The following is a 25,588-nucleotide window of genomic DNA, read 5'->3' on the forward strand; positions in this document are numbered from 1 at the left end:
CGCGTTGAGTGCCGGCGTGCAAGCGCCCGCTCCGCCCGCTCTCGAGGTCAGCGTCACCCCGCGAGCGCCGCCCGCCTGAAGCTCGCCATCACCCACAAGTCGGCGGACGCGCGCGAGCTCGTCATCTCCGTCCCAAAGGGCGTCGGGATCTCCAACGCCGGCATCGCCGACGGCAGCAAGGCCGGGACCGGCCTCGCCGTCACGACCACGCCCAAGGGGCTGGCGTTCACGGCCGGGGAGGAGACGCTCGACGCCGTCTTCAGCCAGGCGAGCGGGCGCTACACGGACGACGCCCCCTGCTCTCGAACCTAAAGGGGTCAGGCCCCTTTAACTAGCTCCCTGTACCGGCGCAGTGGATCGCCACCGTCGGCCCCGACCAGCGAATACAGACGGGTTCGGGCGAGATAGGCCGGCGAGTCGCCGCTGACAATCGCGGCGTGGCTGCTCCACGCCCACTCCTCTGGTTTCGCACAGAGACCGGCTTCAACCGGATTGTGTGCGATGTAGCGCAGGACATTCCAGAGGTGCGTCTGGTCCAGGACGTGCTCGTTGTGGAAGCGACGCTCGAATAGGTGCCCGACGCGGTCGTGACGACGATTGAACGCCTGCACGTATTGGCCATGGAGTCGCTGCATGCCGGCGCCGAGGTTCGGCCTCGGCGTCTCCAGCAGCAGATGCACGTGATTGCCCATGAGGCAGTAGCTCAGACACTGCCAGGACGTGTGGCGCACGACCGTCGACAACAGACGCAGGTAGCGGCGCCGGTCGAAGTCATCGCGAAACGCCGCGAGCGGGTCGACGCAGCGCGCCGTGACGTGATGGATGCCGCCTGCGAGCTCGATCCTCGGTGAACGTGGCATGACCCCTGTAGGCGGGAGGGCGTGATCTTCGCCCCACTACCTAAAGGGGTCAGGCCCCTTTAGGTTAATCCGTTAAGACCTCGAACGAACTGTCGCTTGACGGTCGATGGGTCGTTGGTGTAGTTAATTCGTAAAGGTAGATACCTTTACGAAAGAGGTCGGGTCATGAGGGTCACGCGCATCGCGCTGGCTGCTGGGCTGTTCCTGTTCGTTCCCGCGTCGACCGCGTTCGCCGCGCCTGACCTGACGGTCTCCGCGACGCACGCCGCGCCGACGTTCCTGCGCGCGACCGCGCCCAACACGACCGTCTACGCGGGCACGCTGACGCTCACGGTGCGCAACGACGGGGCGGACCCGACCGACGGCACGGCGGTCACCGTCACCGAGCGCCTCCCCACCGGGCTCGGCTCGCTGATCAACAATCCCGGGTTCGGTGCCGGGCCGACGGCCGCGTCCGGGTCCGGCTGGACGTGCACGGGGACGACGACGAGCACGTGCACCCGCTCGGACGCGCTCGCCCCGGGAGCCGCATACCCGCCGATCACGGTCAACGTCACGGTGGCCAACAACGCCGCGGCGTCGCTCGCCAACGCGCCCACGGTCAGCGGCGGCGGGGACGCCTCGCTCGCCACCGGCGCCGACACGATCGCGGTCGCCCCCGATGCCTGCCCGAACGGGTTCGCCGCCGGCCAGAACGTGACGTTCGGCCCGCCGACGCCCGTGATCGACTCCGGCGTGACCAACCCCGAGCGCACCGACGGCTGCTCGCTGCTGGACGTCATCTGGAACGCCGCGCCGGGCACCCACGCCGCGTTCGTCGCCCACGTGGACGAGGCGACCGCCGCGTTCGGGCTCTCCGACGCCCAGCGCGCCGCGATCCACAACGCCGCCCAGACCTCGCTGATCGGTACCGCCGACGACCACCAGATCGACAACGCCTGCACCGCCGGCCGGATCGCGCTGACGTTCGACGACGGCCCGTCGCTCTATCGCCCGCACACGATGCAGCACATGCGCGACAAGTACGCGCCCGCGGTGCTGTTCGACACGGCCGTGCGCTCGGAGGCCAACGTCGGCATCGCCCGCTTCGAGCGCGAGGAGGGCCACGTCGTCCTCAGCCACACGTACGACCACCCGCATCTGAACGCCCTCTCGCCCGCGCTCCAGCAGGCCGAGATGAACAAGGCCGAGGAGACGTTCAACCGGCTCGGCATCCCGATCACGTTCCGCGCGATGCGCCCGCCGTTCTTCGAGGCCAACGCGGCCACGACCGCCAACCTCGCATCGATGGGTTACACGTCCAACACGGCCCGGATCGAGACCACCGACTACGACCCGGCGAACACGCTGGCGATGACCCGCGACGCGATCGTCAACCAGCTGCGGGCGGGCGCGATCATCCTGCTGCACGACGGGCCGATCGACACGCCCGCGGGCCTGAACTCCAGCGACGCGTCGGCGCAGATCATCGACGCCGCTCGCGCGCGCGGGTTCTGCATGGGCACGCTGGACCGCAAGGGCAACGTCGTCGCCACGCGTTACATCCCGCGCGCGACGCCGATCCCGCCGATCGCGAACCCGGTGCCGTACGTCCCGCTCGCCTACCCGGGAACGCCGCCGTCGCCGTGGACGCTCGTCCCGCAGCCGCTGAAGATCACGGCCGCGCACAGCCCGCTCAACCGCGGCGGCACCGGCACGATCACGCTGACGGCCTCCAACGTCTCCGACGACCCGACGGACGGCAGCACGATCACGCTGAGCGACCGCGTCCCGGCCGGCCTGAGCGTGACGAGCATCGGCGGCACCGGCTGGACCTGCACGGGCACGACGACCCGCAACTGCACGCGCACCGACATCCTCGCGCCGCACAGCTCGTTCCCGCCCGTGACCATCAACGTCAGCGTCAGCGCGACCGCCAACCTCGTGCTGACCAACGCGCCGAGCGTGACCGGCCACGGCGGGAACGTGTGGGTGGACTCGGTCAGCGACGCGATCAGCGTCGGGGTGCCGGCGGCCGGTGACGTGGGCGCGACGGTGGGCGCGACGCTCGCGCTCACGCTCGGCCCGGCGGCGAGCTTCGGGCCGTTCACGCCTGGCGTGGCGAAGGACTACACGACCTCGACGACCGCGACCGTGGTGAGCACCGCGGGCGACGCCGCGCTGACGTACTCCGACCCCGGCCACCTGACCAACGGCGCCTTCTCGCTGCCCTCGGCGCTCGAGGTCACGCTCTCCAAGGCGACCTGGACCGCACCCGCGTCCAACGAGGTGGTCACGGTCGGCTTCAGGCAACACGTCGACGCCACCGACGCGCTGCGCACCGGCGCCTACTCCAAGACGCTGACGTTCACGCTGTCAACGACGAATCCATAGGCGCCGGCGCGGTCGCCGGCAGCTCGAGCACGAACTCCGCGCCGCCGCCGGGCAGGTTGGCGGCGCGGACCTTGCCGCCGTGCTGCTCGGCGACCTGGCGAACGATCGCCAGGCCGAGGCCGGAGCCGGGCCGCCCGCGGGAGGAGGCGCCGCGGTAGAAGCGGTCAAAGAGGTGCGGGAGGTCCTCGGGATCGACGCCGGTGCCGTGGTCGCGCACGCGGACGCCGTCCACGTCGACCTGCACCTCGACGACGCCGCCGTCCGGCGAGTGCTTGGCCGCGTTGTCGAGCAGGTTGTTGACGGCGCGGGCGAGGCGTTCGCGCGTCCCCTCGACCACGGTCGGCCGCAGGTCGGCCTCGAAGTCGATCCGCGGGGCGTACCGCCGCGCGCGGGTGAGGGACTCGGCGACGAGGTGGTCGAGCCGCACGTCCTCGCTCTCGCGCCGCGGCTCGTCGCCGCGGGCGAGCTCGATCAGGTCCGCGACGAGCATCCCCAGCTCGGTGGTCTGCTCCTCGACATCCTCGAGCAGCCGGGCGCGCTCGTCGGGCGGAAGCGCCTCCGCCTCGGCCAGCACCTCGATGTTGGTCCGCAGGCTGGTGATCGGCGTGCGCAGCTCGTGCGAGGCGTCGGCCACGAGCTGGCGCTGGGCGGCGATCGAGCGCTCGAGGGTGTCGAGCATCGCGTTGAAGTGCTCGGCCAGCTCGCCGACCTCGTCCTGGGTCTCGACCTCGATCCGCCGCCCGAGGTCCTCGGTGGCGGCGATGTGGCGGGCGGCCTCTGAGACGTGGGCGATCGGCGCGACGACGTTGCGCGAGACGAGCCGGCCGAGGACGACGGCGAGCGCGACGCCGCCGAGGATGACCAGCAGCAGGATCAGCCGGAGCTGGTCGAGCACCGAGTCGGCGGCCTCGAGCGAGCGGCCGTACTGGAGCGCGCCGAGCGGGCGATCGGCCACGGCGAACCCGGGCGGGGCGGGCGTGGTCAGCACGCGCACGTGCGTGCCGTTCACGTAGCCGGTGGAGAACGATTCCGGGCCGACGCCGGCGGCGACGTCGCGCGCTTTGTCGTCGATCGGCAGCTCACCCCGCTCCGGGCCGATCTGACCGATCGCGTCACCACTCGTGTCCAGCAGCTGCACGAACGGGGTCGGCCCGCCGCGGCGCGCGGGCAGGGCGGGGATGCTCGGCGGGCCGCCGCGGCGGCCGCGTGGGGGCCCGAGCCCGCCACCGAACGTGATCTGCTCCTGGAGCGCCTGGTCGACCTCGGACATCAACTGGTCGCGGACCGCGATGTAACAGACGGCCGCCGCCAGCGCGACCGCGACGGCCACGGCGATCGCGACCGCGATCGTCATCCGCCGTCGCAGGGGCAACGAGCGCATCATTCTTTGAGCACGTAGCCCACGCCGCGGACGGTGTGCAGGAGGCGTGGCTCGCCGCCCTCCTCCGTCTTGCGGCGCAGATAGCCCATGTAGACGCCGAGCGAGTTCGAGCTCGACCCGAAGTCGTAGCCCCAGACCCGCTCGAAGATCTGCGAGCGGGTCAGCACCTGCTTCGGGTGCTCGAGGAACAGGGCGAGCAGCTGGAACTCGGTCCGGCTGAGCTCGAGCTTGCGCGGGCCGCGGAACGCCTCCCAGGCGCCGCGGTCGAGCGTGAGGTCCCCGAAGCGCAGGACGCTCCCGTCCTCGGACTCGGCCGGCTCGGCCCGGCGCAGCAGCGCGCGCAGGCGCGCCTTGAGCTCCTTGAGCGCGAACGGCTTGACCAAGTAGTCGTCCGCGCCGGCGTCGAGGCCGGCGACGCGGTCGTCGACCGCGTCGCGGGCGGTGAGCATCAGGACCGGGGTGCGATCGCCGGCGTCCCGGAGGCGGCGGCAGACCTGCAGGCCGTCGATCCCGGGCATGGCGACGTCCAGCACGACCGCGTCATGGCGCGAGTCGGCCAGGGAGTCCAATGCCTCACGACCATCGGCCGCCAGCGTGATCTCATACCCGTCCAGACGCAGCGCGCGATCCAGCGCGGCCCGCACAGCGGGCTCGTCGTCAACGATCAGCACACGCGTCATTCGGCTCCCTCAGCATCGGAAGAGAGGGTAAGAATCACAGAAGAGGCAGCGTTCTTTAAGCAGTCATCAATCTCCCGCGCTCTCATGCGAGGGCTATGCGCTCTCTGGTCATGTTCTTCGGCGGCGCCGTTGCGATGGCGCTCGTTGTCGGTGCGCTCGCCCTCGCGGGCGTGATCGACGACGACGCCGCACCGATCGCCTCGTCCCCGCCGCCCCCGTCCCCCACGACGACGGCTCCCTCGTCGCCGAGCAGGCCGAAGGGCGCCGGCGAGTCGATCTCGGACATCTACAAGCGCGTGTCCGCGGGCGTCGTGTTCATCCAGGCCGGTCAGAGCGCGACCGGCTCGGGCTTCGTCTACGACGACCAGGGCCACATCGTCACCAACGACCACGTCGTCGAGGAGGCCAACACCTTCGCCGTGCGCATCGGCGTCGACACCAAGCCGATCGTCGCCAAGCTGGTCGGCAAGGACCCATCGTCGGACCTCGCGGTATTGAAGGTCGACCCGGGGCAGGTCAAGAGCGGGCTCAAGCCGCTCGAGCTCGGCGACTCCGCGGCGCTGGAGCCCGGCGACCAGACGATCGCGATCGGCTCCCCGTTCGGCCTGGAGGGGACCGTCACCAGCGGCATCGTCTCCTCCCTGGGCCGCACGATCACGGCGCCCAACAACTTCCCGATCGCCGACGCGATCCAGACCGACGCGGCGATCAACCCCGGCAACTCGGGCGGCCCGCTGCTCGACGGCAACGGCCGCGTGATCGGCGTCAACTCGCAGATCAAGTCCGGCAGCGGCTCGAACTCGGGCGTCGGCTTCGCCGTCCCGGTCTCGACCGTGAAGTTCGTCGTCCCGCAGATCGAGAACGGCGGCAAGGTCGTGCGCGCCTACCTCGGCGTGCGCAACGGCGACACGCAGGATCTCTCCGGCGCGGTCGTCGGCAGCGTCGTCCCGGGCGGGCCGGCCGACAAGGCCGGGCTCCAGGGCGGCGACAAGATCACGGACATCGACGGGCGCAAGGTCACCAAATCGGACGACGTGTCCGCAGCGGTCGCGGCACGCAAGCCCGGCGAGAAGGCGAAAGTCACCGTCGAGCGGGGAGGCGGGCGGCGTACCCTGACCGTTGACCTCGGCACTCGGCCAGACACACCGGCGGGCGGATGACCTACGGAATAAATGACCCCAGGAGACCAGACGTGACCCCAGAGGACCGGCGGCTGCACGCCTTGGACCGGGTCGAGGAGCCGACACCGTCCCGCGCGGCCCACGACGACCTCGAGAACGCGCTCTTCGAGATCAAGCGCGTCATCGTCGGCCAGGAGGCCATGCTCGAGCGCGTCCTGGTCGCGCTGCTCGCCGGCGGCCACGTGCTGCTCGAGGGCGTGCCCGGCCTGGCCAAGACGCTGACGGTCAAGACCGTCGCGGACGTGCTCGGCGGGTCGTTCAAGCGGCTCCAGTTCACGCCGGACCTGGTGCCCGCGGACCTCGTCGGCACGCGGATCTTCCGGCCGGACACGGGCGGGTTCGACACCGAGCTCGGCCCGGTCTTCTGCAACTTCCTGCTGGCGGACGAGATCAACCGCGCGCCCGCGAAGGTCCAGAGCGCGCTGCTGGAGGTCATGCAGGAGCGCCAGGTGACGATCGGCCACGACACCCACCGCGTCCCTTCGCCGTTCCTCGTGCTCGCCACTCAGAACCCGATCGAGTCCGAGGGCACGTACCCGCTGCCCGAGGCCCAGGTCGACCGCTTCATGTTCAAGCTCGTCGTCGACTACCCGTCGCATCGCGACGAGGTCGCGGTCGTCGAGCGGTCGCTGGACGGCGGCGCGCGGGCGCGCGAGGTGCTCTCGCCCGAGCACCTGACCGCGCACCAGAAGGCGGCCGCGACCGTCTACGTCGACCGGCGGGTGATGGAGTACGCCGTCGCGCTGACGACGGCGACCCGCGACCCCGGCGAGAACAACTGGGTCGAGTTCGGCGCCTCGCCGCGCGGCTCGATCAACCTGATCCACGCGGGGCGCGCGTTGGCGCTGCTGCGCGGGCGCGACTACATGCTTCCCGTCGACGTGCGCGACCTCGCGCGCGACGTCCTGCGCCACCGCATCGTGCTCACGTACGAGGCGTTGGCCGCGGGCGTCGACACCGACCGCGTGCTCGACGACGTCCTGGAGCGCGTGCCGATGCCGCGCATCGAGCTCGCGCAGGAGCGTCCGTACGGAGCATGACGTTCCAAGCACCGCTGCTGCTGGGACTGCTGGCGGTCGTCCCGCTGGTGGCGGTCGTCTACGCCCTGCAACAGCGACGGGCGAAGAAGTTCGCGGTCCGGTACACGAACGTCGACCTGCTGATCGCGGTCGCCGGGCGTTCCTGGACGCGCCACGTCCCGGCGATCCTGGCGCTGCTCGCGCTGGCCGCGTTGCTGATCGCGCTGGCGCGGCCGCAGCGGACGGTCGCGGCCGAGCGGCGCGAGGCGACGGTGATGCTCGTCTTCGACACGTCGGGCTCGATGCTCGCGACCGACGTCGCGCCCTCACGGCTGGCCGCGGCCCAGGCGGCGGGCAACGCGTTCGTCGAGTCGGTGCCGGACGAGTTCCGGATCGGCGTCGTCGGCTTCGGCTCGGCGGCCCAGCAGCTGACTGAGCCGACCACCGACCACGCGCGCGTGAAGACGACGATCGGCTCTTTGCAGGTCGCGGGCGCGACGGCGATGGGCGATGCTCTGAAGCTCGCGATCAATTCCGCGCGGGTGCCGATCCCGGACGGGCTCGGGGGCGAGCGGCGGCTGCCGGCGGCGATCGTGCTGCTCAGCGACGGCGCCTCGACGCGGGGCGAGGACCCGATCGACGTCGTCCAGCAGACGAAGAAGTACAAGATCCCCGTGTACACGGTGGCCCTGGGCTCGCAGAACGGAACGCTGACGCACACCGACCCGAACACGGGCGCGGTCAACACCGAGCGCGTCCCGCCGGACCTCTTGACGCTGCAGGACATCGCGCGCGACACCGGCGGGCAGTTCTTCGCCACCGCCGACGCGCAGCGGCTGGCCGCCGTCTATCGGAACCTCGGCACGCGGTTGACCAAGACCAAGGAGAAGCAGCAGGTGACGTCCGCGTTCGCGGGCGGCGCGATCGTGCTGCTGCTCGCGGGCGCCGGCTTCGGGCTGGCGCGCGGCGGGAGGCTCCCGTGAGTGAGCCTGGCCGGCGGCTGCCGCGGCACCAAGTTTCAGGCATCCCGGGGGTGGCGCGGTGAGCGCACGTCCCCGCCTCGTTCCGCCCGCGCCGGAGCGGTCGGCGGACAAGCCCGGTCCGGGTCCTGTTCCGCCCCAGGTCCTGCGGGCGCTGGACCTGGCGGTGATGAAGCGGATCGAGTCGCTGGTGCCGGGCGAGCATCTGACGCCACAGGTGGGGTCAGGGACCGAGCTGGCGATGATCCGGCCGTACCACCCGGGCGACGACGTCCGCCACATCGACTGGATGGCCACGGCGCGGCTGCAGGAGCCGCACGTGCGCGTCCACGTGGGTGAGCGGGCGCTGACGACGTGGCTGGTGTTGGACGTGAGCGCCTCGATGGCGTTCGGGACGGCGGACCGGCGCAAGACCGATGTCGCCGAGGGCGTCGCGCTGGCCGTCGGCCACGTGGCGACGCGGCGCGGGAACCGGCTCGGCGTCCTGGCCTTCGGCGGCGAGGAGCCGCGAATCCTGCGGCCGCGCCAGGGCCGGCTCGGGCTGCTCGCGCTCCTGGCCGAGTTGCGCCGTGAGCCCTCGGAAGGCGCCGGCGCGACCTCGCTCGGCTCCGCGCTGGGCAGCGCCGCTTCGCTCGGCCGCCAGCGCGGCCTCGTCGTGATCGTGAGCGACTTCCGCGGCGAGCGCGACTGGGAAGGCCCGCTGACCGCCCTGCGCGCGCGCCACGGCGTGATGGCGGTCGAGATCGTCGACCCGCGCGAGCAGCAGCTCGTCAACGCGGGCGACCTCTGGCTGGTCGACCCGGAGACGGGCCGCCAGGTCCACGTCGACACCCGCAAGCGCCGCATCCGCGACCGCTTCGCCGCCGCCGCGGCGGCCGAGCGCGAGGAGGTGCGCAGCGCCCTGCGCCGCGCGGGCGCCGACCACGTCGAGCTCTCGACGGGCGGCGACTGGCTGCGGATCTTCGCCTCGCACCTGCGCCGCGGCGAGGCCGCGCTGCGCGCCGGCGCCCCCGCCCGCGCGGCGATCCGCAACCGGATGAGGGCCGCGACATGACGCCGCGCCTCGCCACGCCCGCCCGCGCCGCGCACCCGCCGCGCCGCGCCACGCCCGCCCCCGCCGCGCACCCGCCGCGCCGCGCCACGCCCGCCCTCGGAGGCCGCCCGTGAGCTTCGCCGAGCCCATCCTCCTCGCGGGCTTCATCCTCGTCCCGCTCGCGATCCTGGCGTACGGGTCATTGCAGCGACGGCGACGGCGCGACTCGGCCGCCTGGGCCAACCCGGCGCTCGTGCCCGGGCTGACCACCGCGCGGCCCGGCTGGCGACGGCATCTCCCGCCGTTCCTGCTGCTGCTCGCGCTGTGCGCGCTGATCTTCGCCCTCGCCCGGCCGCAACGGACCGTCGCGGCGCCCCAGAAGGCGGCGAACATCGTGATGGTCACCGACATCAGCGGCTCGATGAACGCGACGGACGTGCAGCCGAACCGGCTCGACGCCGCGGTCGCGGCGGCGAAGGCGCTGACGGAGAAGGTGCCGTCCACGTTCCGGCTCGGGCTGATCACCTTCTCGGACTTCGCCGAGCAGCGGGTCGCGCCCACGACCGACCGGGCGCAGATCAAGGGCGCGCTCGACCAGCTCGTGGCCGAGGGCGGGACCGCGATGGGCGACGGGCTCGAGCGCGGGCTCTTCGCCGCGCGCACGCCGGTCCCCAACGCCGACGGCAGCGGCGTGCGGCGCCTGCCGAGCGTGATCGTGCTCCTCTCCGACGGGAAGAACACGTCCGGCACGCGCGAGCCGACCGACGTCGCCCGCGAGGCGGGCCGCGCGCGCATCCCGATCTACGCGATCGCTCTCGGCACGCCCGGCGGGCAGGTCGAGCTGCGCGACTCGTTCGGCTTCCTCCAGCGCGTCCAGGTCCCCCCGGACACCGAGACGCTCAAGGAGGTCGCGCGGCTGTCGGGCGGCAAGTCCTACACCGCGACCGAGACCGACAAGGTCAAGGAGATCTACGCGAACCTCGGCACCCGCCTCTCGTCCAAGAGCGAGAAGCGCGAGGTGACGGCGGTGTTCGCGGGTGGCGCGATCGCGCTGCTCGTCGCGGCGGGAAGCCTCTCGCTGCTCTGGTTCGGCCGCCTCATCTGAGTTGACACCGCGCCCCTCGGGGTGGTTGGTTTAGCTCAGCAGCTCCGGGTCGCAAGGGGAGGGGAAGGCCGATGCTCCGTTCCGCCGTCGTACGCCGCTCGATGTTGGGCGGCGCCGTGGTCCTCGTCGCGGCGGCGTGCGTGTTCGCCGTCGCCGACGCCGACACCGCGGCGGGCCCGCCCGCGCGGACGCCGATCGACCACATCGTCGTGATCTTCGGCGAGAACCAGTCGTTCGACCACTACTTCGGCACCTATCCGAACGCGGCCAACAACGTGCCCGGCGACCCGCTCTTCACCGCTCAGGCGGGCACGCCCGCGGTCAACGGACTGACACCGGCACTGCTCACCAGCAACCCGAACATGTTCAACCCCCGCCGGCTCAAGCGCTCCGAGTCGGTCACCTGCGACCACAACCACAACTACGCCGCGGAGCAGCTCGCGTTCAACGGCGGCCTGATGAACCAGTTCGTCGAGAACACCGGCTCCAGCTGCAACGGGGACCGCGGCATGGTCATGAACTACTACGACGGCAACTCGGTCACCGCGCTGTGGAACTACGCCCAGCACTACGCGATCAGCGACGCGCACTTCGGCTCCACGTTCGGGCCGTCGACGATCGGCGCGCTCAACACGATCGCCGGCACCACCCACGGCGTCAGCCCGGCGGGGCTCGGCGTGCAGGGCACGATGGTCTTGAACTCGCCGCCGTCGACCGACGACTGCTCGGGCAGCGGCGCCACGATGTCCGGGCAGAACATCGGCGACCTGATGAACACGGCCGGTATGACCTGGGGCTGGTTCGCGGGCGGGTTCAGGCCGATCCCGGCCTCCTGTTCGACCAAGCACAAGAACGCCGTGGGAGCCGACGTCCAGGACTACCTCCCGCACCACATGCCGTTCCAGTTCTACGCCTCGACGGCGAACCCGCACCACCTGCCGCCGCTGTCGGTGGCCAACATCGGCCAGACCGACCAGGCCAACCACCAGTACGACCTGACCGACTTCGACGCGGCGCTGGCCGCGGGCAACCTGCCGCAGGTCTCGTTCCTGAAGGCGATCGCGTCCGAGGACGGGCATCCGGGCTACTCCGGCCCGCTCGACGAGCAGCGCTTCATCGTGCGCACCGTCAACGCGATCCAGAGCTCCCCGGAGTGGAACTCGACCGCGATCTTCCTCGCCTATGACGACTCCGACGGCTGGTACGACCACGTGATGCCGACGATCCGCCAGGGGTCCGACACGCCGAGCGACGGGCTCAACGGCCCGAACACGTGCGGGCCGGCGCCGCAACCCGGGGACTACCGCGGGCGCTGCGGCCCCGGACCGCGGCTGCCGCTGGTCCTCATCTCCCCGTACGCCCGCCAGAACTTCGTCGACCACACCGTGACCGAGCAGGCGTCGATCATCCGCTTCATCGAATACAACTGGAGCCTCCCGCGCCTCGGCGACCAGTCCTTCGACGACCGCGCCGGGGAGCTGAACGGCATGTTCGACTTCCTCTCCGGGGCGGTGGCGCCGAAGCTGCTCCTCGACACTGCGACCGGCAACCCGCCGGGAGCGCCGGTCGTGACCGCGACGCCCACCCCGGTGGTGCCGACACCGACACCCACGGCCACCCCGACGCCGACGCCCAAGCCGAAGCTCGCCGTGTCGCTGAGCTGCAAGGTCACCGGCGGCGGGAAGAAGGTCACGATCTCGTGCAAGGCCAGCGGGAAGGACGCCGGCAAGCGGACCGCCGTGCGCTTCCGGATCGTCAAGGGCTCGAAGGTGCTCGCGACCAAGAGCGTCAACCTGTCCAAGAAGCAGGCCAAGGTCGTGATCCGCCCGAAGACGAAGCTCAAGAAGGGCAAATACACGCTGCGGATCACGATCACGCAGACCGGGGGAACGCTGGCGCTGACGAAGACCATACGGCTGAAGTAGTGCGGCGGGCCGCGCTGATCGCCGTCCTCTGCCTCGCCGGATGCGGCGGCGGTCAGGCCACGCCCGAGATCCGCCATCCGATCGCGCCGCCGGCGAGCACGGACGTCCCGGCAGCGCGGGTGTCCGGGACGAACCGGTCGGCGGCGGAGGTCGCCGCCTCGGCGTCCGAGCTCCCGGTCGACGGCGTCCCGCGACCGGAGTTCTCGCCCGTGTCCGAGCGCGCGTTCGACCGCCCGATCGCGCGCTATCGCGTCTACAGCACCCGCCAGGCCGCGGCGATGGACGCTGCAATCCGCGTGCTCCAGCGCAGCCTGCGCGCGGGTGACCGCGCCGCTGCCCGCCGGGCATGGATCTCCGCTTACGACCACTACCTGCGCATCGGCGCCGCGTACGGCGCGCTCGGCGACCTGGACGCGTCGATCGTCGCCGGCCGCGAGCGGCTCGAGCGCGGGCTGTGGACCGGCGAGCGGCTCGCCGCGCTGCGCCCCGCGGCGGCGCGGCTGCGGCAGGACGTGCGCACGCTGCGCGGCACCGTCACGCGGGTCGAGATCACCCCGGTGGACTACACGACGAGAGGTCACGAGATCCTCGAGGACGCCCAGCGGGACATGCTGAGTGGCGTCGCCGCGCCCTACAGCGGAGCGGGCGTGATGGCCACGGCGGCGTCGCTGGCGGCGACCGAGACGGTCGTCGGCACGCTGCGGGCGCTGCTCGCGCAGCGCGGCGCGATCGCCCCGATCGACTCCGGGCTGGTTCGGCTGCGCCGCGAGCTGGCCGCGATCCGACGCGCCCACCGCGGGCGCTGGCCGGACCTCGACGCCCTCTCGCCGAGCGAGCGACAGCGGCTCAACGGCCGGCTCGGCGCCGGCCTCGAAGAGCTCGCGCAGTTGCCGCACGCGCTCGAGACGACGCTCCCACCGAAGATCCCGCCGATCCGGCCGTGAAGGTCAATCGCCGTCGTTTCCTGGCCGGATCCGCGCTGACCGCGGCGGCACTCGCCGCGGGCGAGACGTCCGCGGCCGCGCCCACGAAGCCGCTGACGCAGCGGATCCCGTTCGACGGCCCGCACCAGGCGGGCGTGTTGACCGAGCCGCGCGACGCGGTCGTCCTCGCCGCGCTCGACAGCGTCGCCACCGACCTGGGCGCGTTGTTCGCCGGCCTGCAGCTGCTGAGCGCCCGCGCCCGCGAGCTGACGCAGGGTCAGACGATGCCGGTGCGCGAGCCCGACGACCCGCCGATCGACTCCGGGGCCCTCGGGACGGAGATCGCGCCCGACGCGCTCACGGTGACGATCGGCTTCGGCGCGTCCCTGTACGAGCGCCACGAGCTGAAGCTGCCGGAGAAGCTCGAGCGGATGACACCGTTCGACGGCGACCGGCTCGATCCGGCGCTCACCCATGGCGACGTGCTCCTGCTGATCAGCGCGCACAACATGGACACGGTCTCGCACGCGCTGCGCGAGCTCTTGCGCGTGACGCGCGACCAGCTCGCGTTGCGGTGGTGGATCGACGGGTTCCAGGGCGCGCAGCGCGGGCCGGGCGCGCGCCGCAACCTGTTCGGCTTCCGCGACGGCACGGCGAACCCCGACACGGGCGACGACGCGCTGATGCGCCGGCTCGTCTGGACGCCCGGCGGTGGCACCTACATGGCCGTGCGGCTGATCCGGATGCACCTCGAGTTCTGGGACCGCGTCGGGCTGCGCCACCAGGAGGGGATGATCGGCCGCCGCCGCGACACCGGCGCGCCGCTCGGGGGCAAGCACGAGCTCGACGACCCGCGGCTCGACCTCGACCCGAAGGGCGAGCGGGTCCCGCTGGACGCGCACATCCGGCTCGCGAACCCGCGCACGGCGGAGACCGCCGACCAGCGCCTGCTGCGGCGCTCGTGGAACTTCCAGCGCGGGTTCGACCAGGCGGGCCAGCTCGACCAGGGCCTGATCTTCGTCGCCTACAACCAGGACCCCGCGCGCCAGTTCCTGACGGTCCAGAACCGCCTCGCGGGCGAGCCGATGACCGACTACATCACCCCCGTGGGCGGCGGCTACTTCTACGTACCGCCCGGTGCGCGGGGCCCGGGCGACTGGGTGGGAAGTCGTCTGATTTAGGCCAGTACCAGGCCGCAACCGGCCGTAACGTTCACGGACCCATGACGACAGGCCTGTATGTTCAAGACAGTGGTGGCTGAGCTGCACGCGGTGATGGAGGAGGTGCGCGAGCGGACCTTCCGGCTCGTCTCCCATCTCGACGAAGCGCAGCTCGAGACGGTGCTCTCCCCGATCATGAGCCCGCTCTCGTGGGACCTCGGCCACATGGCCGCCTACGAGGATCTGTGGCTCAACCACCGGCTCGCCGGGCGCCCGCTGCTGCGGGAGGACCTCGCGGCCCTCTATGACGCGTTCGAGACCCCGCGGAAGGTGCGCGGCGACCTGCAGTTCCTGCGCGGCGAGGAACTGCACGAGTACATGGCGGAGGTGCGCGAACGCGCACTGGAGGCGCCCGTCGGCGACGGCGTCCTGCACGAGCTGGTGATCCGCCACGAGCTCCAGCACACCGAGACGATGCTGCAGGCGATGACGCTCGCGGGGATCGCCCCGCCGTCGCTCGACGGTCCGCGACCGGCCGAAGGCAGCTGCCTCGAGATGGTCGAAGTCGCCGAAGGGCCGTTCGAGCTCGGCACCGGGCCGTCCGGCTTCGCCTACGACAACGAACGCCCGCGCCACGCGGCGTCCACCGGTCGCTACACGATCGGCCGCGCGCCGGTCACCAACGCCACCTGGCTCACGTTCACCGAGGGCGGAGGCTACGAGCGCCGCGAATGGTGGTCCGACGAGGGCTGGGCATGGAAGCAGCAGTACGACATCACTCACCACGCGGCCTCGCAGGCCGGGGATCCGGACGCACCCGTCGTCCACGTCTCCTGGTTCGAGGCCGACGCCTTCGCCCGCGCCCACGAGGCGCGGCTCCCGACGGAGATCGAATGGGAGAAGGCGGCGACCTCGGGTCAGCTCGAGGGGGTCGGGGAAGTCTGGGAGTGGACCGAGAGTCACTTCACGGGCTATCCGGGTTTCATCGCCTACCCCTATCGGGAGTATTCGGAAGTGTTCTTCGGCGACCACTATCGGGTGTTGCGCGGCGGCTCGTTCGTCACGCACCCGCGCGTCGCCTCCCCGCAGTTCCGCAACTGGGACCTCCCCGAACGCCGGCAGCTCTTCGCCGGAGTCAGGATCGCGCGATGAATACCGCTCTAGGCGATATCGAGATCGTCTCCCGCCTCGGCGAGGACGAGCGCACACTCGCGTTCGACGCGCTGGACGGGCTGACGAAACCGTTCAAGGAGATCCCGCCGAAGCACTTCTATGACACGGATGGCTCGCGGCTCTTCGAGCAGATCATGGGCCTGCCCGAGTACTACCCGACCCGCACGGAACGCTCGATCCTGACCGCCAACGCCGCCCAGCTGGTGGAGACGACGGGCGCCGCCGAGCTGGTCGAGCTCGGCAGCGGCGTGCCGACCAAGACGCTGCTGCTGCTGGACGCGATGCGCGACGCGGGGACGCTGGACCGCTACGTGCCGTTCGACGTCTCCGAGGTCGTGCTGTGCGAGAGCGCGAAGCTGCTCGTGGAGCGCTACCCGGGAATCCGGGTGTTCGGCGTCGTCGGTGACTTCGAGCGCCACCTCGACGCGCTGCCCGAGCCCGGGGGCCCAAGGGTGATCGTCTTCCTCGGCGGCACGATCGGGAACTTCCTCCCCGGCACGCGGCGCAAGTTCCTGCGCTCGCTGGGGCAGCAACTGCGGCCCGAGGACCGGATCCTGCTCGGGACCGACCTCGTGAAGGACCCGGCGGTGCTCGAGGCCGCCTACAACGACTCGGCGGGCGTCACCGCGGCGTTCAACCGCAACGTTCTGGCGGTGATGAACCGCGAGCTCGGCGCGGACTTCGACCTCGAGTCCTTCGAGCACGTGGCGTTCTACGACCGCGAGCAGGAGTGGATCGAGATGCGGCTGCGGGCGGTGCGCCCGATGGACGTCCACATCGCCAAGCTCGGGCTGGACGTGCACTTCGCGGCGCGCGAGGAGATGCGCACCGAGATCAGCGCCAAGTTCACCCGCGAGCGGCTCGAGGCCGACCTGCGGGCCGCGGGGCTCGTGCTCGATCAGTTCCTGACCGACGACGACGAGCTGTTCGCGCTCTCGCTCATCGGCGCTGGGCCAGTTCGCTGATCACGGCCTCGTAGAGCAGCTCGTCGCTCTCTTCGGCGACGCGGACGGTGGGCCCGCGGACCTCGAGGTCCAGCGGGCTCACCCACACCGCGCCGACCGGCGCGTCCCGCAGCGCCGCGCCCACCCCGATGCACTGCTCGGGGGCGAGCTGCAGCGCGCGCATCACGAACGCGATGCCCTGCAGCTCGCCTTCGAGCTCATAGGTGTCCTCGCCCTTGAGCTCGAAGACGGCGATCTCGGCGCGCGCGCACGCTTCGAAGGCGCGCGCGCTGAGGTGGGAGTCGGTGTCGACCGCGTCCGGGTCGTAGAACACGCAGCGCAGGGACGCGGGCACGCGGGGCATTAAACCCCGCGAGGATCAGCCGAGGCCGATGTCCCCGCCGCCGGTGTCGCCACCGTCGGGGGTGCCGTCGCCTTCGCCACAGGTGCGCAGCGCGGGCGAGTGGTACGCGGCGTTGACGAGGCCCTTGCCCTTGCCGTTGCCGACGCGCATCTGATGGCCGGGGCCGCCGAGCAGACGGGCGGGCGGGTTCGGGTCGACCGGATCGCCACTGACGGTGTAGCCGCCCTTCCATGAGGCCTCGGCCTCATTACAGACGTCGGTGGCGTTGGCGGCCGCCGGGACGAAGGACAGCGTGAAGGTCGCGGCTACGGCCGCAAAGACGAGTTTGCGCATTGTTCGAGAGTCATCGGCACGAGCGGCGGCTCGTAGGATCGAATGTGTGGCCATCGTGCGCGAGATCGAGCCGTGGGATTCGATCCTCCAGGAAGGACGCGACGACGAGCGGCTGGTGCGCCAGGCGATGCAGCACGAGCGGTTCCCGCAGCTGGTCGAGCTTCCCGCCGAGCTCCATCCGGACGTCGCCGCGCGCTTGAGGGCCCGCGGGATCGACTGTCTGTTTTCGCACCAAGCGGAGGCGTTCGAGGCGTGGGTGGACGCGACGACGATCGTCACCACCGGCACCGCGTCCGGCAAGTCGCTGTGCTTCCAGCTGCCCACTTTGGACGTGTTGTCGCGCGACGCCCGCGCCCGCGCGCTCTTCCTCTACCCGTCCAAGGCGCTGGCGCAGGACCAGGCGCGGTCGCTGCACGCGCTGGGCGTCAAGCGCGCGCGGCCGGCGATCTACGACGGCGACACGCCGCGCGAGCAGCGGGCGGACCTGCGGCGGCGCGCCAACGTGGTGCTGACCAACCCGGACATGCTGCACCTCGGGATCCTCCCGAACCACCCGGCCTGGGGCGACTTCTTCAAGAACCTGGCGATCGTGGTGGTCGACGAGGCGCACGTCTACCGCGGCGTGTTCGGCTCGCACGTGGCGAACGTGCTGCGGCGGCTGCGGCGGGTGTGCGAGATCCACGGCACGGCGCCGCGGTTCCTGCTCGCTTCGGCCACGGTGGCCAATCCGGGCGAGCTCGCCTCGCGGCTGACCGGGTTCGACGACGTGCGGGTGATCGACCGCGACGGCTCGGCCGGCACCAAACGGACGATCGCGATGTGGAACCCGCCGGTGACCGACGAGGCCACGCAGGCGCGACGCTCGCCGCTGGCCGAGGCCGCGGACCTGTTGGCGTCGCTGGTCATCGAGGGCGCGCGGACGATCGTGTTCATGAAGTCGCGCAAGGCGGTCGAGCTGATGGCGCGCTTCACGGTCATGGAGCTCGAGCGCGCCGGACATCCCGAGCTGGCGGCGCGGATCGCGCCGTACCGCGCGGGCTACACGCCGCAGCAGCGGCGCGAGCTGGAGGAACGGTTGGTCTCGGGCGACCTGTTGGGGGTCGTCGCCACCGACGCGCTCGAGCTGGGGATCGACATCGGTGCGCTGGACGCCGCGATCTGCGTGACGTTCCCGGGGACGGTCGCTTCGCTGCGGCAGATGTGGGGGCGGGCGGGGCGGCGCGGGCGTGGGCTCGCGGTCTACGTCGCGGGCGAGGATGCGCTCGACCAGTTCTTCTGCCGGCACCCGGACGAGTTCCTCGAGCGGCCGGTCGAGGCGGCGATCCTCGATTTCGAGAACGAGCAGCTCTACACGGCGCACCTGCTCTGCGCCGCGCACGAGGCGCCGCTGGAGCCGGCCGATGCTTCGGTTCTGGGACCGCGCTGGCGGGAGTTCGCGTCGATGCTCGTGGGTGCGGGCGACCTGCGCGAGCGGCCGGACGGCACGTTCGTCCCGCGCCGGCCCGAGGAGTACCCGGCGGGCGAGTTCTCCCTGCGCAGCGCGTCACGCGACGGCGTCGCGATCGTCAACGTGGACGACGGCGAGGTGATCGGCGATGTGGACATCGGTCCGGCGCCGTCGACCGTGCACCAGGGCGCGATCTACCTGCACGGCGGGCGCCAGTTCGAGGTCTCGACGTTCGACTTCGAGCAGCGGCGCGCGCTGGTCCGCCCGTTCGACGGGCACTGGTACACGCAGGTCAAGCGCGAGACCGACACCCACATCGAGCGGGTGCTGGAAGAGCGGGTCGCGTTGGGCGTGCGGCTCTGCTTCGGCACGGTGGTCGTGAGCGAGCAGGTGCTCGCCTACCAGCGGCGGCGGATGGCCGACAACGAGCCGATCGACCTGATCGGTCTCGACCTCCCGCGCACCTCCTTCGCCACGCAGGCGCTCTGGTACGAGCTGGACGACGACGATCTCGGCACGCTGCATGCGGCGGAGCACTCGCAGATCGCCGTGTTGCCGCTGCTGGCGATGTGCGACCGGTGGGACATCGGGGGCCTGTCCACGAACTGGCACCCGCAGACCGGCGGGCCGACGATCTTCATCTACGACGGGCACCCGGGCGGGATCGGCATCACCCGCCGCGGCTACCACGCGTTCGAGCGCCTCGTGTCCAACGCCTATTCGCTGGTCACGGAGTGCCCGTGCGAGTCCGGCTGCCCCTCCTGCGTGCAGTCGCCCAAGTGCGGCAACCTCAACGAGCCGTTGTCGAAAGCCGGCTGCGCGTCGTTGATGGGCTCGATGCTGCGTAGTCCTCGAGCGTGAGGCCGCTCGCGGCGATCTGCCGCGCGAGCGCCTTGCCGATGTAGCGCAGGTGCCACGGCTCGTAGGCGTAGCCGGTGGAGGGCTCGCCGTCGGCGGGGTAGCGGATGATGAAGCCGTAGTCGGGGGCGTGGCGTGCCAGCCAGTCGGCCTCGGGCCTGTCGGCGAAGCAGGCGGTCGCCTGGCATCGGCCGTCGGCGCCGGAGACGTCGATCGCGAGGCCGGTCTCGTGCTCGCTGTGGCGCGGGCGGGCGACGACGCGGTCCGCGGCCTTGCGGCCCCGCTGCGCGACCTGGGCGTCGTACAGGTCGCGCTGCGTCGTCTCCGAGCGGTACCCGGAGACGCCCGCGAGCGGGAGACCGTCGCCGCCCGCCGCCTTGAACAGTCGCCGCAAAGGGCTTGCGACGTCGCTGCGGACCTGCCGCTTCTCGTGGAAGCCGCTGAACGTGAAGCGGATGTGCGGCACCACGAGGCGCCGGGGCCTGAACCCCCGCGGCAACGCGTGCTGCTTGTTCACCACGACCGCGACCGAGTCCGGTCCGCGGTAGTCAGGCTCGTGTGCGACGGGGAGGATCATGCCCGTCAGATGACGCGGCGCCGCCGCCCCGTTACCTAAACCCCACCTAAAGGGTCAGACCCCTTAGGTTCCCCTTAGGTTCCGTCGACCCGCGGACACGGCGCTGGGCCGTGGGCGGACCTAACGGCGAGATAAAGGGTCAGACCCCTTAGGTGGGGTTTAGGTTGCGGCGGCCCAGGCTTGGAGCTCGGGGAGCGGGTCGATCGGGGTCGAGGCCTTGCTCGCCCACCAGCCGTTGATCCAGATCTCGAAGTGCAGGTGCGGGCCGGTCGAGGAGCCGGTGCTGCCGACGAGGCCGACGCGCTGGCCCGCGGTGATCGCGGCGCCCTTGACCACCGCGATCGAGCCCTCCTGGAGGTGCATGAAGACGTAGTGGCGGCCGTCGATGCCGGCGATCACGACGTAGTAGCCCGCGCCGTCCTTCTGGAAGGCTGTCCAGTGGACGGTGCCGGCGATCGGGCTCACGACAGGCGTGCCCTCGGCGGCGGTGATGTCCTGGCCCTGGTGGGTGTGGCCGGGGCGGCCGACGCCGAAGCGGGCGTCCGGGCCGCCGAACGTGTACGGGCCCTGGACGGGGAAGATCTTGTTGGCGGGCGTGGTGACCGCGGCGGGCGCGGCGGGGACGGGCGTCGGGGTGGGCGTGGGCGTCGGTTTCGGAGCGGCGACGGTGAGCGGGGCGCGGTAGTAGCGGGTCACGCCCGCGCCGGTCACGGCCAGCCGCGCCGTGTACGTCCCCGCGGCGACCGCCGCGCGCCAGGATCCGCGCTTGGACCCGCTGTCGCCGACCGCGCCGAGCTTCACCCGCACGGCCGGCTTGCCCGGAGCGATCACGTCCACCCGCACGAGCGCGCCAGGCGTGGCTCGCAGCGCGAACGTCACGCGCGCGCCCGCGGCGACGGAGGCGGGGCTGGCGGTGAAGCGGCTCGCGGTCGGGCCGGCGAGCTGTCCGCCGCTCTGGGCGGCGGCGGTCGCGGGCAGGAGCAGCAGGACGGCGGAGGCGAGTACGACGCGGAGCACGCCCCTAATGTCGGCAAATCGGGAATCCGTGTAAATCGTTGCAGGAGATCCTGCGCCGACCTCGACGGTCGCGATCTAGCGAGCGCCGAGCCCGTGCACGACCCGCAGGGCGGGCGGAGTGATGTCGCGGCCCGTGCCGCGCTCGCGGATCATCCGCGTCGCCGCGTCCGCGGGCAGCGGGCGCGAGAGGTAGTAGCCCTGGGCGAAGTCGCAGCCGAGCGCCTCGAGGTGACGCCAGGCGTCCTCGGATTCGACGCCCTCGGCGACGACCCGCAGGCCGAGGTTGTGGGCGAGGTCGATCGTCGAGCGCACGATCGCCGCGTCCGACGCGTCGACCGCCATCTCCATCACGAACGACTTGTCGATCTTGATGACGTCGACCGGCAGACGCTTGAGGTTGGCGAGGCTGGAGTAGCCGGTGCCGAAGTCGTCGACGCTCAGCGTCAGCCCGATCCGGCTCAGGCGCGTCAACGTGGCCTCCGCGCGGGCGGGGTCGGTCATGAGCATGCTCTCGGTGATCTCGAGCTCGAGCAACTCGGCCTCGACGTCCCACTTGGCCAGCAGACGCGGGATCTCGACCGCCAGCTGCGTGTCCAGGAACGAGCGCGCGGAGAGGTTGACCGCGACCGAGAGCTCCAGCCCGGCGTCCTTCCACGCGCGGACCTGGCAGATCGCGGCATCCAGGACGAACGACGTGAGCGGCGTGATCAGGCCGGTCTGCTCGGCGATCGGGACGAACTCGCTCGGCCCGACGATCCCGAACTCCGGATGGTCCCAGCGCGCGAGCGCCTCGACGCCCATGATCCGGCCCGTCCGCAGGTCCGCCTTGGGCTGGTAGTAGAGCTGGATCTGGCCCTCGTTGATCGCATGGCGCATGCCGCCGGCGAGCGAGAGGCGGCGCGGCGAGTGGCGATCGAGCTCGGGCTCGAAGATGGCGAAGCCGCGACCGGACTGCTTCGCGGAGTACATGGCGATGTCGGCGCGCTGCTGGAGCGTCTCGTTGTCCTCGCCGTGCAGCGGGTGCAGGGCGATGCCGATCGACGCGTCGATCTCGAGCCGCATCCCCTCGAGCACGAAGGGCTCGCGCAGGACGGCGAGCAGGTTCTGCGCGACCGTGGCCGCGTCACCCGCGTTGTCGACCCGCGGGAGCAGGACGCCGAACTCGTCGCCGCCGAGACGGGCGACCGTGTCGGACTCGCGTAGCGCGTCCTGGATCCGGTGCGAGACCTCCTGGAGCAACAGGTCGCCCATGTGATGGCCGAGCGTGTCGTTGATCTCCTTGAAGTGGTCGAGATCCATGATCATGACCACGGCGTCCTCGCCGGTGCGGCGGGACGCGTTGACCGCCTGGTCGATGCGGTCGCGGAAGAGCTCGCGGTTCGGCAGCCCGGTGAGCGCGTCGTGGAGCGCCTGGTGCTGCTTGGCGATGGCGTCGCGCCCGCCGCGGTGCACCGCGTAGAGCGGCAGAAAGAGCAGGGCGATCGCCGGCAGGAAGAAGTCGGCGGCGAGCACGACGACCGGCGCGAGGCCGAGCAGCAGGCCGCCGGTCGCGACCGAGTTGAAGAGGTCGCGCACGAGGTAGCGAAGGACCTTCGTGCGCTGGACGAACGCGATCACCGCGGCGACGATGACCGTGTTGACCACGAAGAACGTGCCGACGGCGAGCATGACGCCGAGCAGGTCGCTCGGCAGCATGTGCGGGACGTCGGCCCGCGGCATGTCGGTCGTCAGCTTCAGGACGAACCCCGAAGCGGCGACCGTGATCGTCAGCTGCGCGATGTTGAAGGCGAACTTCATCGCCTCCTTGCGCCGATGCAGGTCGACGATCACGTTGGCGACCACGAGCGCGATCAGGGCGGCGAGCGGTCCACCGGCCAGCAGCGCGGCGAACATGAAGCACGTCGACGTCGTGATCTCGCCTTCCGCCCCCCGCGTGAACACCTTCAGCGGGAGGAAGTCGCCGATCAACGCGCAGAGCGCGAAGAGCGCGATCTCGGGCGTCAGGACCAGGTGAAACTCGCCCACGCCGTCGAGCACGATGGCGACGCCACACACCGCGCCTAGCACGATGATGGCGGTCACATACGCGATCAGCGGGTCGAGTCGAGCGGCGCGAGCGATCATTTCACTAGGTCTCAGAACAGGACGAGGGTGCCCGTCGGGGCACCCTCGTGACTACCACTTACGGCCGTTGCGAACCTGCATCGGCTAGTTCCACTTGAAGGCGGCGCCGGCCCCCTCGAGGAACACAGCCACGGTCCCCGCGACGAGCGCGAGCCGGTAGAGGCGTGCCTTAGTCATTGCTGTTGACCTCCGTGTCTGGGCTCCCCCCTTGAGAGCCTTTCCACCCCGGTTGTCGGTCGCGGTCCTGAGAACTTTGAGCGATTGGACGTTTGTCGGAGTGCTGTCCTCCGACCGACCGGCCGATTCATAGGGGAGCCATGATCATCGGACTCATCTACCTCGCCATCCTCGCGAGCGTCCCGCTCGCACGCGGGCGGCTGTCCGCGCTCGCCGATCTGCCGCTGCGCAAGCCGGGCCTCGCCGGCGCCGCGATCGGCCTCCAGGTCTTGATCATCTCGGTGATCCCGGGCGGCCACCAGGCCTTCCACACCACCGTCCACATGCTCTCCTACGTGCTGCTCGGCGCGTTCGCCTTCTTCAACCGCCACATCCCGGGCGTGATCATCGCCGGCCTCGGCGGCCTCTCGAACTTCATCGTGATCGCCGCCAACGGCGGCGTCATGCCCACCAACCCGGACACGCTCGCCTCCTTCCAGGGCGCCGACACCAAGGGCCAGTTCACCAACTCCGCGATCGTCGAGCACCCGAAGCTGATGTTCATGGGCGACACGATCGCCACGCCGTCCTCCCTCCCGCTCCACACCGTCTTCAGCCTGGGCGACCTGTTGCTGATGTTCGGCGTCGCCGTGCTGGTCCACACCGCGTGCGGCTCGAAGCTGGTCCCGCGGCGCCTCCGGCGCGCCGCCGTCGTCCCCGCGTAGCGGCGTGCTCCGCAGCGCACTGGCCACCCCGGCGGCGCGGCGCTTCTTCGCCGCGCACGCCCAGTCCTCCTTGGGGACCGGCCTTGCGCTGCTCGCGCTTCCGCTGATCGCTCTGGACCGCTTCGGCTCGCCGATGGCCGTCTCAGCGGTCCTGCTGCCGGATCTTCTGCCCGCGATCGTGCTCGGGCCTTTGGTGGGGGCGCTGGTCGACCGGGTCGGCTGGCGGCGTTGCGCCGTGTTCGCCGAGGTGCTCCGGTGCCTGGGCTTCGTGATCGTGGTCGTGGCCGGATCGCTGCCGGTGATGATGGTCGGCGCGCTGCTGGCCGGGGTCGGCTCCGCCGTGTTCTCCCCGGCCGCCTTGGCGAGCTTGACCCGGTTGGCCGGCGGCGAGCGTCGCGCCGCCGCCTTGGCGGTCTTCGGGGCGCTGGACGACGCGGGCACGACGATCGGGCCCGCCCTCGGCGGCGTGCTGCTCGCGCTGGTCGCGCCGACCGCCCTCCTCGGGCTGAACGCCGTGACCTACGCGGTCTCGGCGCTGATCCTCGTTCGGCTGCCGCTGTCGGGTGACGTTGCCGTCGCTCCCGATCGCCGGCGGGGTCGCCGATCCCTGCTCGCCGACGCCCGCGCGGGGCTGCGCGAGGTCGCGCAGCGGCCCGAGGTTCGGGTCTTGTTGTGGTCCTCGACCGGCGTCGTGCTCTGCATCGGCGTGACCAGCGTCGGCGAGGTCATGCTCGCCCGCGAGGTGCTTCACGTCGGCGGGAGCGGGTTGGCGTTGATGATCAGCGCCGGCGGGGTCGGCATGGTCCTCGGCTCTCTGAGCGCCCGCTTCACCTCGGCCGGCGCCTGGCGCTGGCGCCAGGTCTACCTGGTGGGCGTCTTCGCGATGGCACTCGAGCTGATCGCCTGCAGCCTGCTGGAGTCGCACCTGCTGGTCGTGCTCTCGTTGTTCGTCGGCGGGTTGGGGAACGGCGCCGCCCTGGTCCACGACCGGCTACTGCTCGCCTCCTCCGCGCCCGAGTCGCTGCACGGCCGCCTCTTCTCCCTTCAGCGGATGTGCATCGCCGCCGCCTTCACGGTGTCCTTCGTCGGCGCCGGCGCCCTGATCACCGCCCTGGGCGTCCGCCCCACCCTGCTCGTCGCGGGTGTCGGCCTGGCGCTGGTCACCTGCGCCGCCGCACCCCGCCTGCGCAAGGCCTGGCCCGCGCCCCCGGCCGCCCTTCCCGCCGACGCGCTAGCCTAAGCGCCCGCAC

The 25,588-nt window shown here is 71.4% G+C and carries 23 protein-coding genes; 14 read left to right on the forward strand and 9 right to left on the reverse strand.

The window, feature by feature from the left end; all coding sequences use genetic code 11:
- Positions 1 to 53: 53 nt before the first annotated feature.
- Positions 54 to 230: a hypothetical protein gene (locus G569_RS62265; protein WP_157591846.1), complete on the reverse strand. Its 177-nt coding sequence runs from the start codon at positions 228 to 230 to the stop codon at positions 54 to 56.
- An 87-nt stretch (positions 231 to 317) separates the two neighbouring features.
- Positions 318 to 860, reverse strand: coding sequence for a transposase (locus G569_RS45970; RefSeq protein ID WP_053225927.1), 543 nt, complete (start codon positions 858 to 860; stop codon positions 318 to 320).
- Positions 861 to 1,025: 165 nt separating this feature from the next.
- On the opposite strand from G569_RS45970, the gene G569_RS0106015 reads away from it, so the two are divergent.
- Positions 1,026 to 3,233 (forward strand): polysaccharide deacetylase family protein, encoded by a 2,208-nt coding sequence (locus G569_RS0106015; RefSeq protein ID WP_028062750.1) that lies wholly within the window; start codon positions 1,026 to 1,028, stop codon positions 3,231 to 3,233.
- Here G569_RS0106015 and G569_RS0106020 read toward each other — a convergent pair.
- Positions 3,208 to 4,605: a sensor histidine kinase gene (locus G569_RS0106020; RefSeq protein WP_169542079.1), complete on the reverse strand. Its 1,398-nt coding sequence runs from the start codon at positions 4,603 to 4,605 to the stop codon at positions 3,208 to 3,210. The two genes, G569_RS0106015 and G569_RS0106020, sit on opposite strands and share 26 nt — an antisense overlap.
- 8 nt (positions 4,606 to 4,613) lie before the next feature.
- The gene (locus G569_RS0106025; RefSeq protein ID WP_028062752.1) at positions 4,614 to 5,294 is read right to left on the reverse strand and encodes a response regulator transcription factor; all 681 of its coding nucleotides are present in this window, start codon (positions 5,292 to 5,294) and stop codon (positions 4,614 to 4,616) included.
- Positions 5,295 to 5,389: 95 nt separating this feature from the next.
- On the opposite strand from G569_RS0106025, the gene G569_RS0106030 reads away from it, so the two are divergent.
- The 10 genes from G569_RS0106030 (at position 5,390) to egtD (ending at position 16,758) form a co-directional block, all read left to right on the forward strand.
- Positions 5,390 to 6,454, forward strand: coding sequence for a S1C family serine protease (locus G569_RS0106030; protein ID WP_028062753.1), 1,065 nt, complete (start codon positions 5,390 to 5,392; stop codon positions 6,452 to 6,454).
- Between the two features lie 32 nt (positions 6,455 to 6,486).
- Complete coding sequence (locus G569_RS45975) at positions 6,487 to 7,515, forward strand: AAA family ATPase (RefSeq protein WP_245602423.1); 1,029 nt, start codon at positions 6,487 to 6,489, stop codon at positions 7,513 to 7,515.
- Positions 7,512 to 8,477 carry a VWA domain-containing protein gene (locus G569_RS0106040; protein ID WP_028062754.1) on the forward strand — a complete coding sequence of 322 codons (966 nt, stop codon included), beginning with the start codon at positions 7,512 to 7,514 and terminating at the stop codon, positions 8,475 to 8,477. Before G569_RS45975 ends, G569_RS0106040 begins: the two co-directional genes overlap by 4 nt.
- Positions 8,478 to 8,535: 58 nt before the next feature.
- On the forward strand, positions 8,536 to 9,528 hold the full coding sequence (locus G569_RS45980) for a DUF58 domain-containing protein (RefSeq protein ID WP_157591847.1): 993 nt from the start codon (positions 8,536 to 8,538) through the stop codon (positions 9,526 to 9,528).
- Between the two features lie 109 nt (positions 9,529 to 9,637).
- Complete coding sequence (locus G569_RS0106055; RefSeq protein ID WP_028062755.1) at positions 9,638 to 10,612, forward strand: VWA domain-containing protein; 975 nt, start codon at positions 9,638 to 9,640, stop codon at positions 10,610 to 10,612.
- 71 nt (positions 10,613 to 10,683) lie between these two features.
- Positions 10,684 to 12,537: an alkaline phosphatase family protein gene (locus tag G569_RS45985; protein WP_064750267.1), complete on the forward strand. Its 1,854-nt coding sequence runs from the start codon at positions 10,684 to 10,686 to the stop codon at positions 12,535 to 12,537.
- Complete coding sequence (locus tag G569_RS64460) at positions 12,537 to 13,481, forward strand: EfeM/EfeO family lipoprotein (RefSeq protein ID WP_028062756.1); 945 nt, start codon at positions 12,537 to 12,539, stop codon at positions 13,479 to 13,481. Before G569_RS45985 ends, G569_RS64460 begins: the two co-directional genes overlap by 1 nt.
- The gene (locus G569_RS0106075; protein WP_028062757.1) at positions 13,478 to 14,641 is read left to right on the forward strand and encodes a Dyp-type peroxidase; all 1,164 of its coding nucleotides are present in this window, start codon (positions 13,478 to 13,480) and stop codon (positions 14,639 to 14,641) included. The genes G569_RS64460 and G569_RS0106075 overlap by 4 nt, the downstream gene beginning before the upstream one ends.
- 72 nt (positions 14,642 to 14,713) lie before the next feature.
- A complete protein-coding gene (locus G569_RS0106080) occupies positions 14,714 to 15,772 on the forward strand; it encodes an SUMF1/EgtB/PvdO family nonheme iron enzyme (protein ID WP_211232918.1) in 1,059 nt (352 codons plus the stop codon).
- The gene (gene egtD, locus G569_RS0106085) at positions 15,769 to 16,758 is read left to right on the forward strand and encodes an L-histidine N(alpha)-methyltransferase (protein WP_053225931.1); all 990 of its coding nucleotides are present in this window, start codon (positions 15,769 to 15,771) and stop codon (positions 16,756 to 16,758) included. The genes G569_RS0106080 and egtD overlap by 4 nt, the downstream gene beginning before the upstream one ends.
- On the opposite strand, the gene G569_RS0106090 is transcribed toward egtD, so the two are convergent.
- Together G569_RS0106090 and G569_RS0106095 are read right to left on the reverse strand one after the other, a co-directional pair.
- Positions 16,733 to 17,092, reverse strand: a complete 360-nt coding sequence (locus G569_RS0106090) for a hypothetical protein (RefSeq protein WP_157591848.1) — start codon at positions 17,090 to 17,092, stop codon at positions 16,733 to 16,735. The genes egtD and G569_RS0106090 overlap by 26 nt on opposite strands.
- 24 nt (positions 17,093 to 17,116) lie before the next feature.
- The gene (locus G569_RS0106095) at positions 17,117 to 17,434 is read right to left on the reverse strand and encodes a hypothetical protein (protein WP_028062761.1); all 318 of its coding nucleotides are present in this window, start codon (positions 17,432 to 17,434) and stop codon (positions 17,117 to 17,119) included.
- 46 nt (positions 17,435 to 17,480) lie between these two features.
- On the opposite strand from G569_RS0106095, the gene G569_RS0106100 reads away from it, so the two are divergent.
- Positions 17,481 to 19,742: a DEAD/DEAH box helicase gene (locus tag G569_RS0106100; protein WP_037494832.1), complete on the forward strand. Its 2,262-nt coding sequence runs from the start codon at positions 17,481 to 17,483 to the stop codon at positions 19,740 to 19,742.
- Here G569_RS0106100 and G569_RS45990 read toward each other — a convergent pair.
- The 3 genes from G569_RS45990 to G569_RS45995 all read right to left on the reverse strand — a co-directional run bounded on the left by G569_RS45990 (position 19,672) and on the right by G569_RS45995 (position 23,457).
- Entirely contained in the window at positions 19,672 to 20,316 is a 645-nt protein-coding gene (locus tag G569_RS45990) for a M15 family metallopeptidase (RefSeq protein WP_053225932.1), read from the reverse strand. The two genes, G569_RS0106100 and G569_RS45990, sit on opposite strands and share 71 nt — an antisense overlap.
- 159 nt (positions 20,317 to 20,475) lie before the next feature.
- Entirely contained in the window at positions 20,476 to 21,333 is an 858-nt protein-coding gene (locus G569_RS0106110; RefSeq protein ID WP_028062763.1) for a M23 family metallopeptidase, read from the reverse strand.
- 75 nt (positions 21,334 to 21,408) lie between these two features.
- A complete protein-coding gene (locus G569_RS45995; protein WP_053225933.1) occupies positions 21,409 to 23,457 on the reverse strand; it encodes a putative bifunctional diguanylate cyclase/phosphodiesterase in 2,049 nt (682 codons plus the stop codon).
- Positions 23,458 to 23,774: 317 nt separating this feature from the next.
- Here G569_RS45995 and G569_RS0106125 point away from each other — a divergent pair, with 317 nt between their 5' ends.
- Both G569_RS0106125 and G569_RS0106130 read left to right on the forward strand, forming a co-directional pair.
- Complete coding sequence (locus G569_RS0106125; RefSeq protein WP_028062764.1) at positions 23,775 to 24,338, forward strand: DUF5317 domain-containing protein; 564 nt, start codon at positions 23,775 to 23,777, stop codon at positions 24,336 to 24,338.
- 4 nt (positions 24,339 to 24,342) lie between these two features.
- Positions 24,343 to 25,578, forward strand: coding sequence for an MFS transporter (locus G569_RS0106130; RefSeq protein WP_028062765.1), 1,236 nt, complete (start codon positions 24,343 to 24,345; stop codon positions 25,576 to 25,578).
- Positions 25,579 to 25,588 lie beyond the last annotated feature (10 nt).

Source organism: Solirubrobacter soli DSM 22325 (assembly GCF_000423665.1).
GTDB classification, from domain to species: domain Bacteria; phylum Actinomycetota; class Thermoleophilia; order Solirubrobacterales; family Solirubrobacteraceae; genus Solirubrobacter; species Solirubrobacter soli.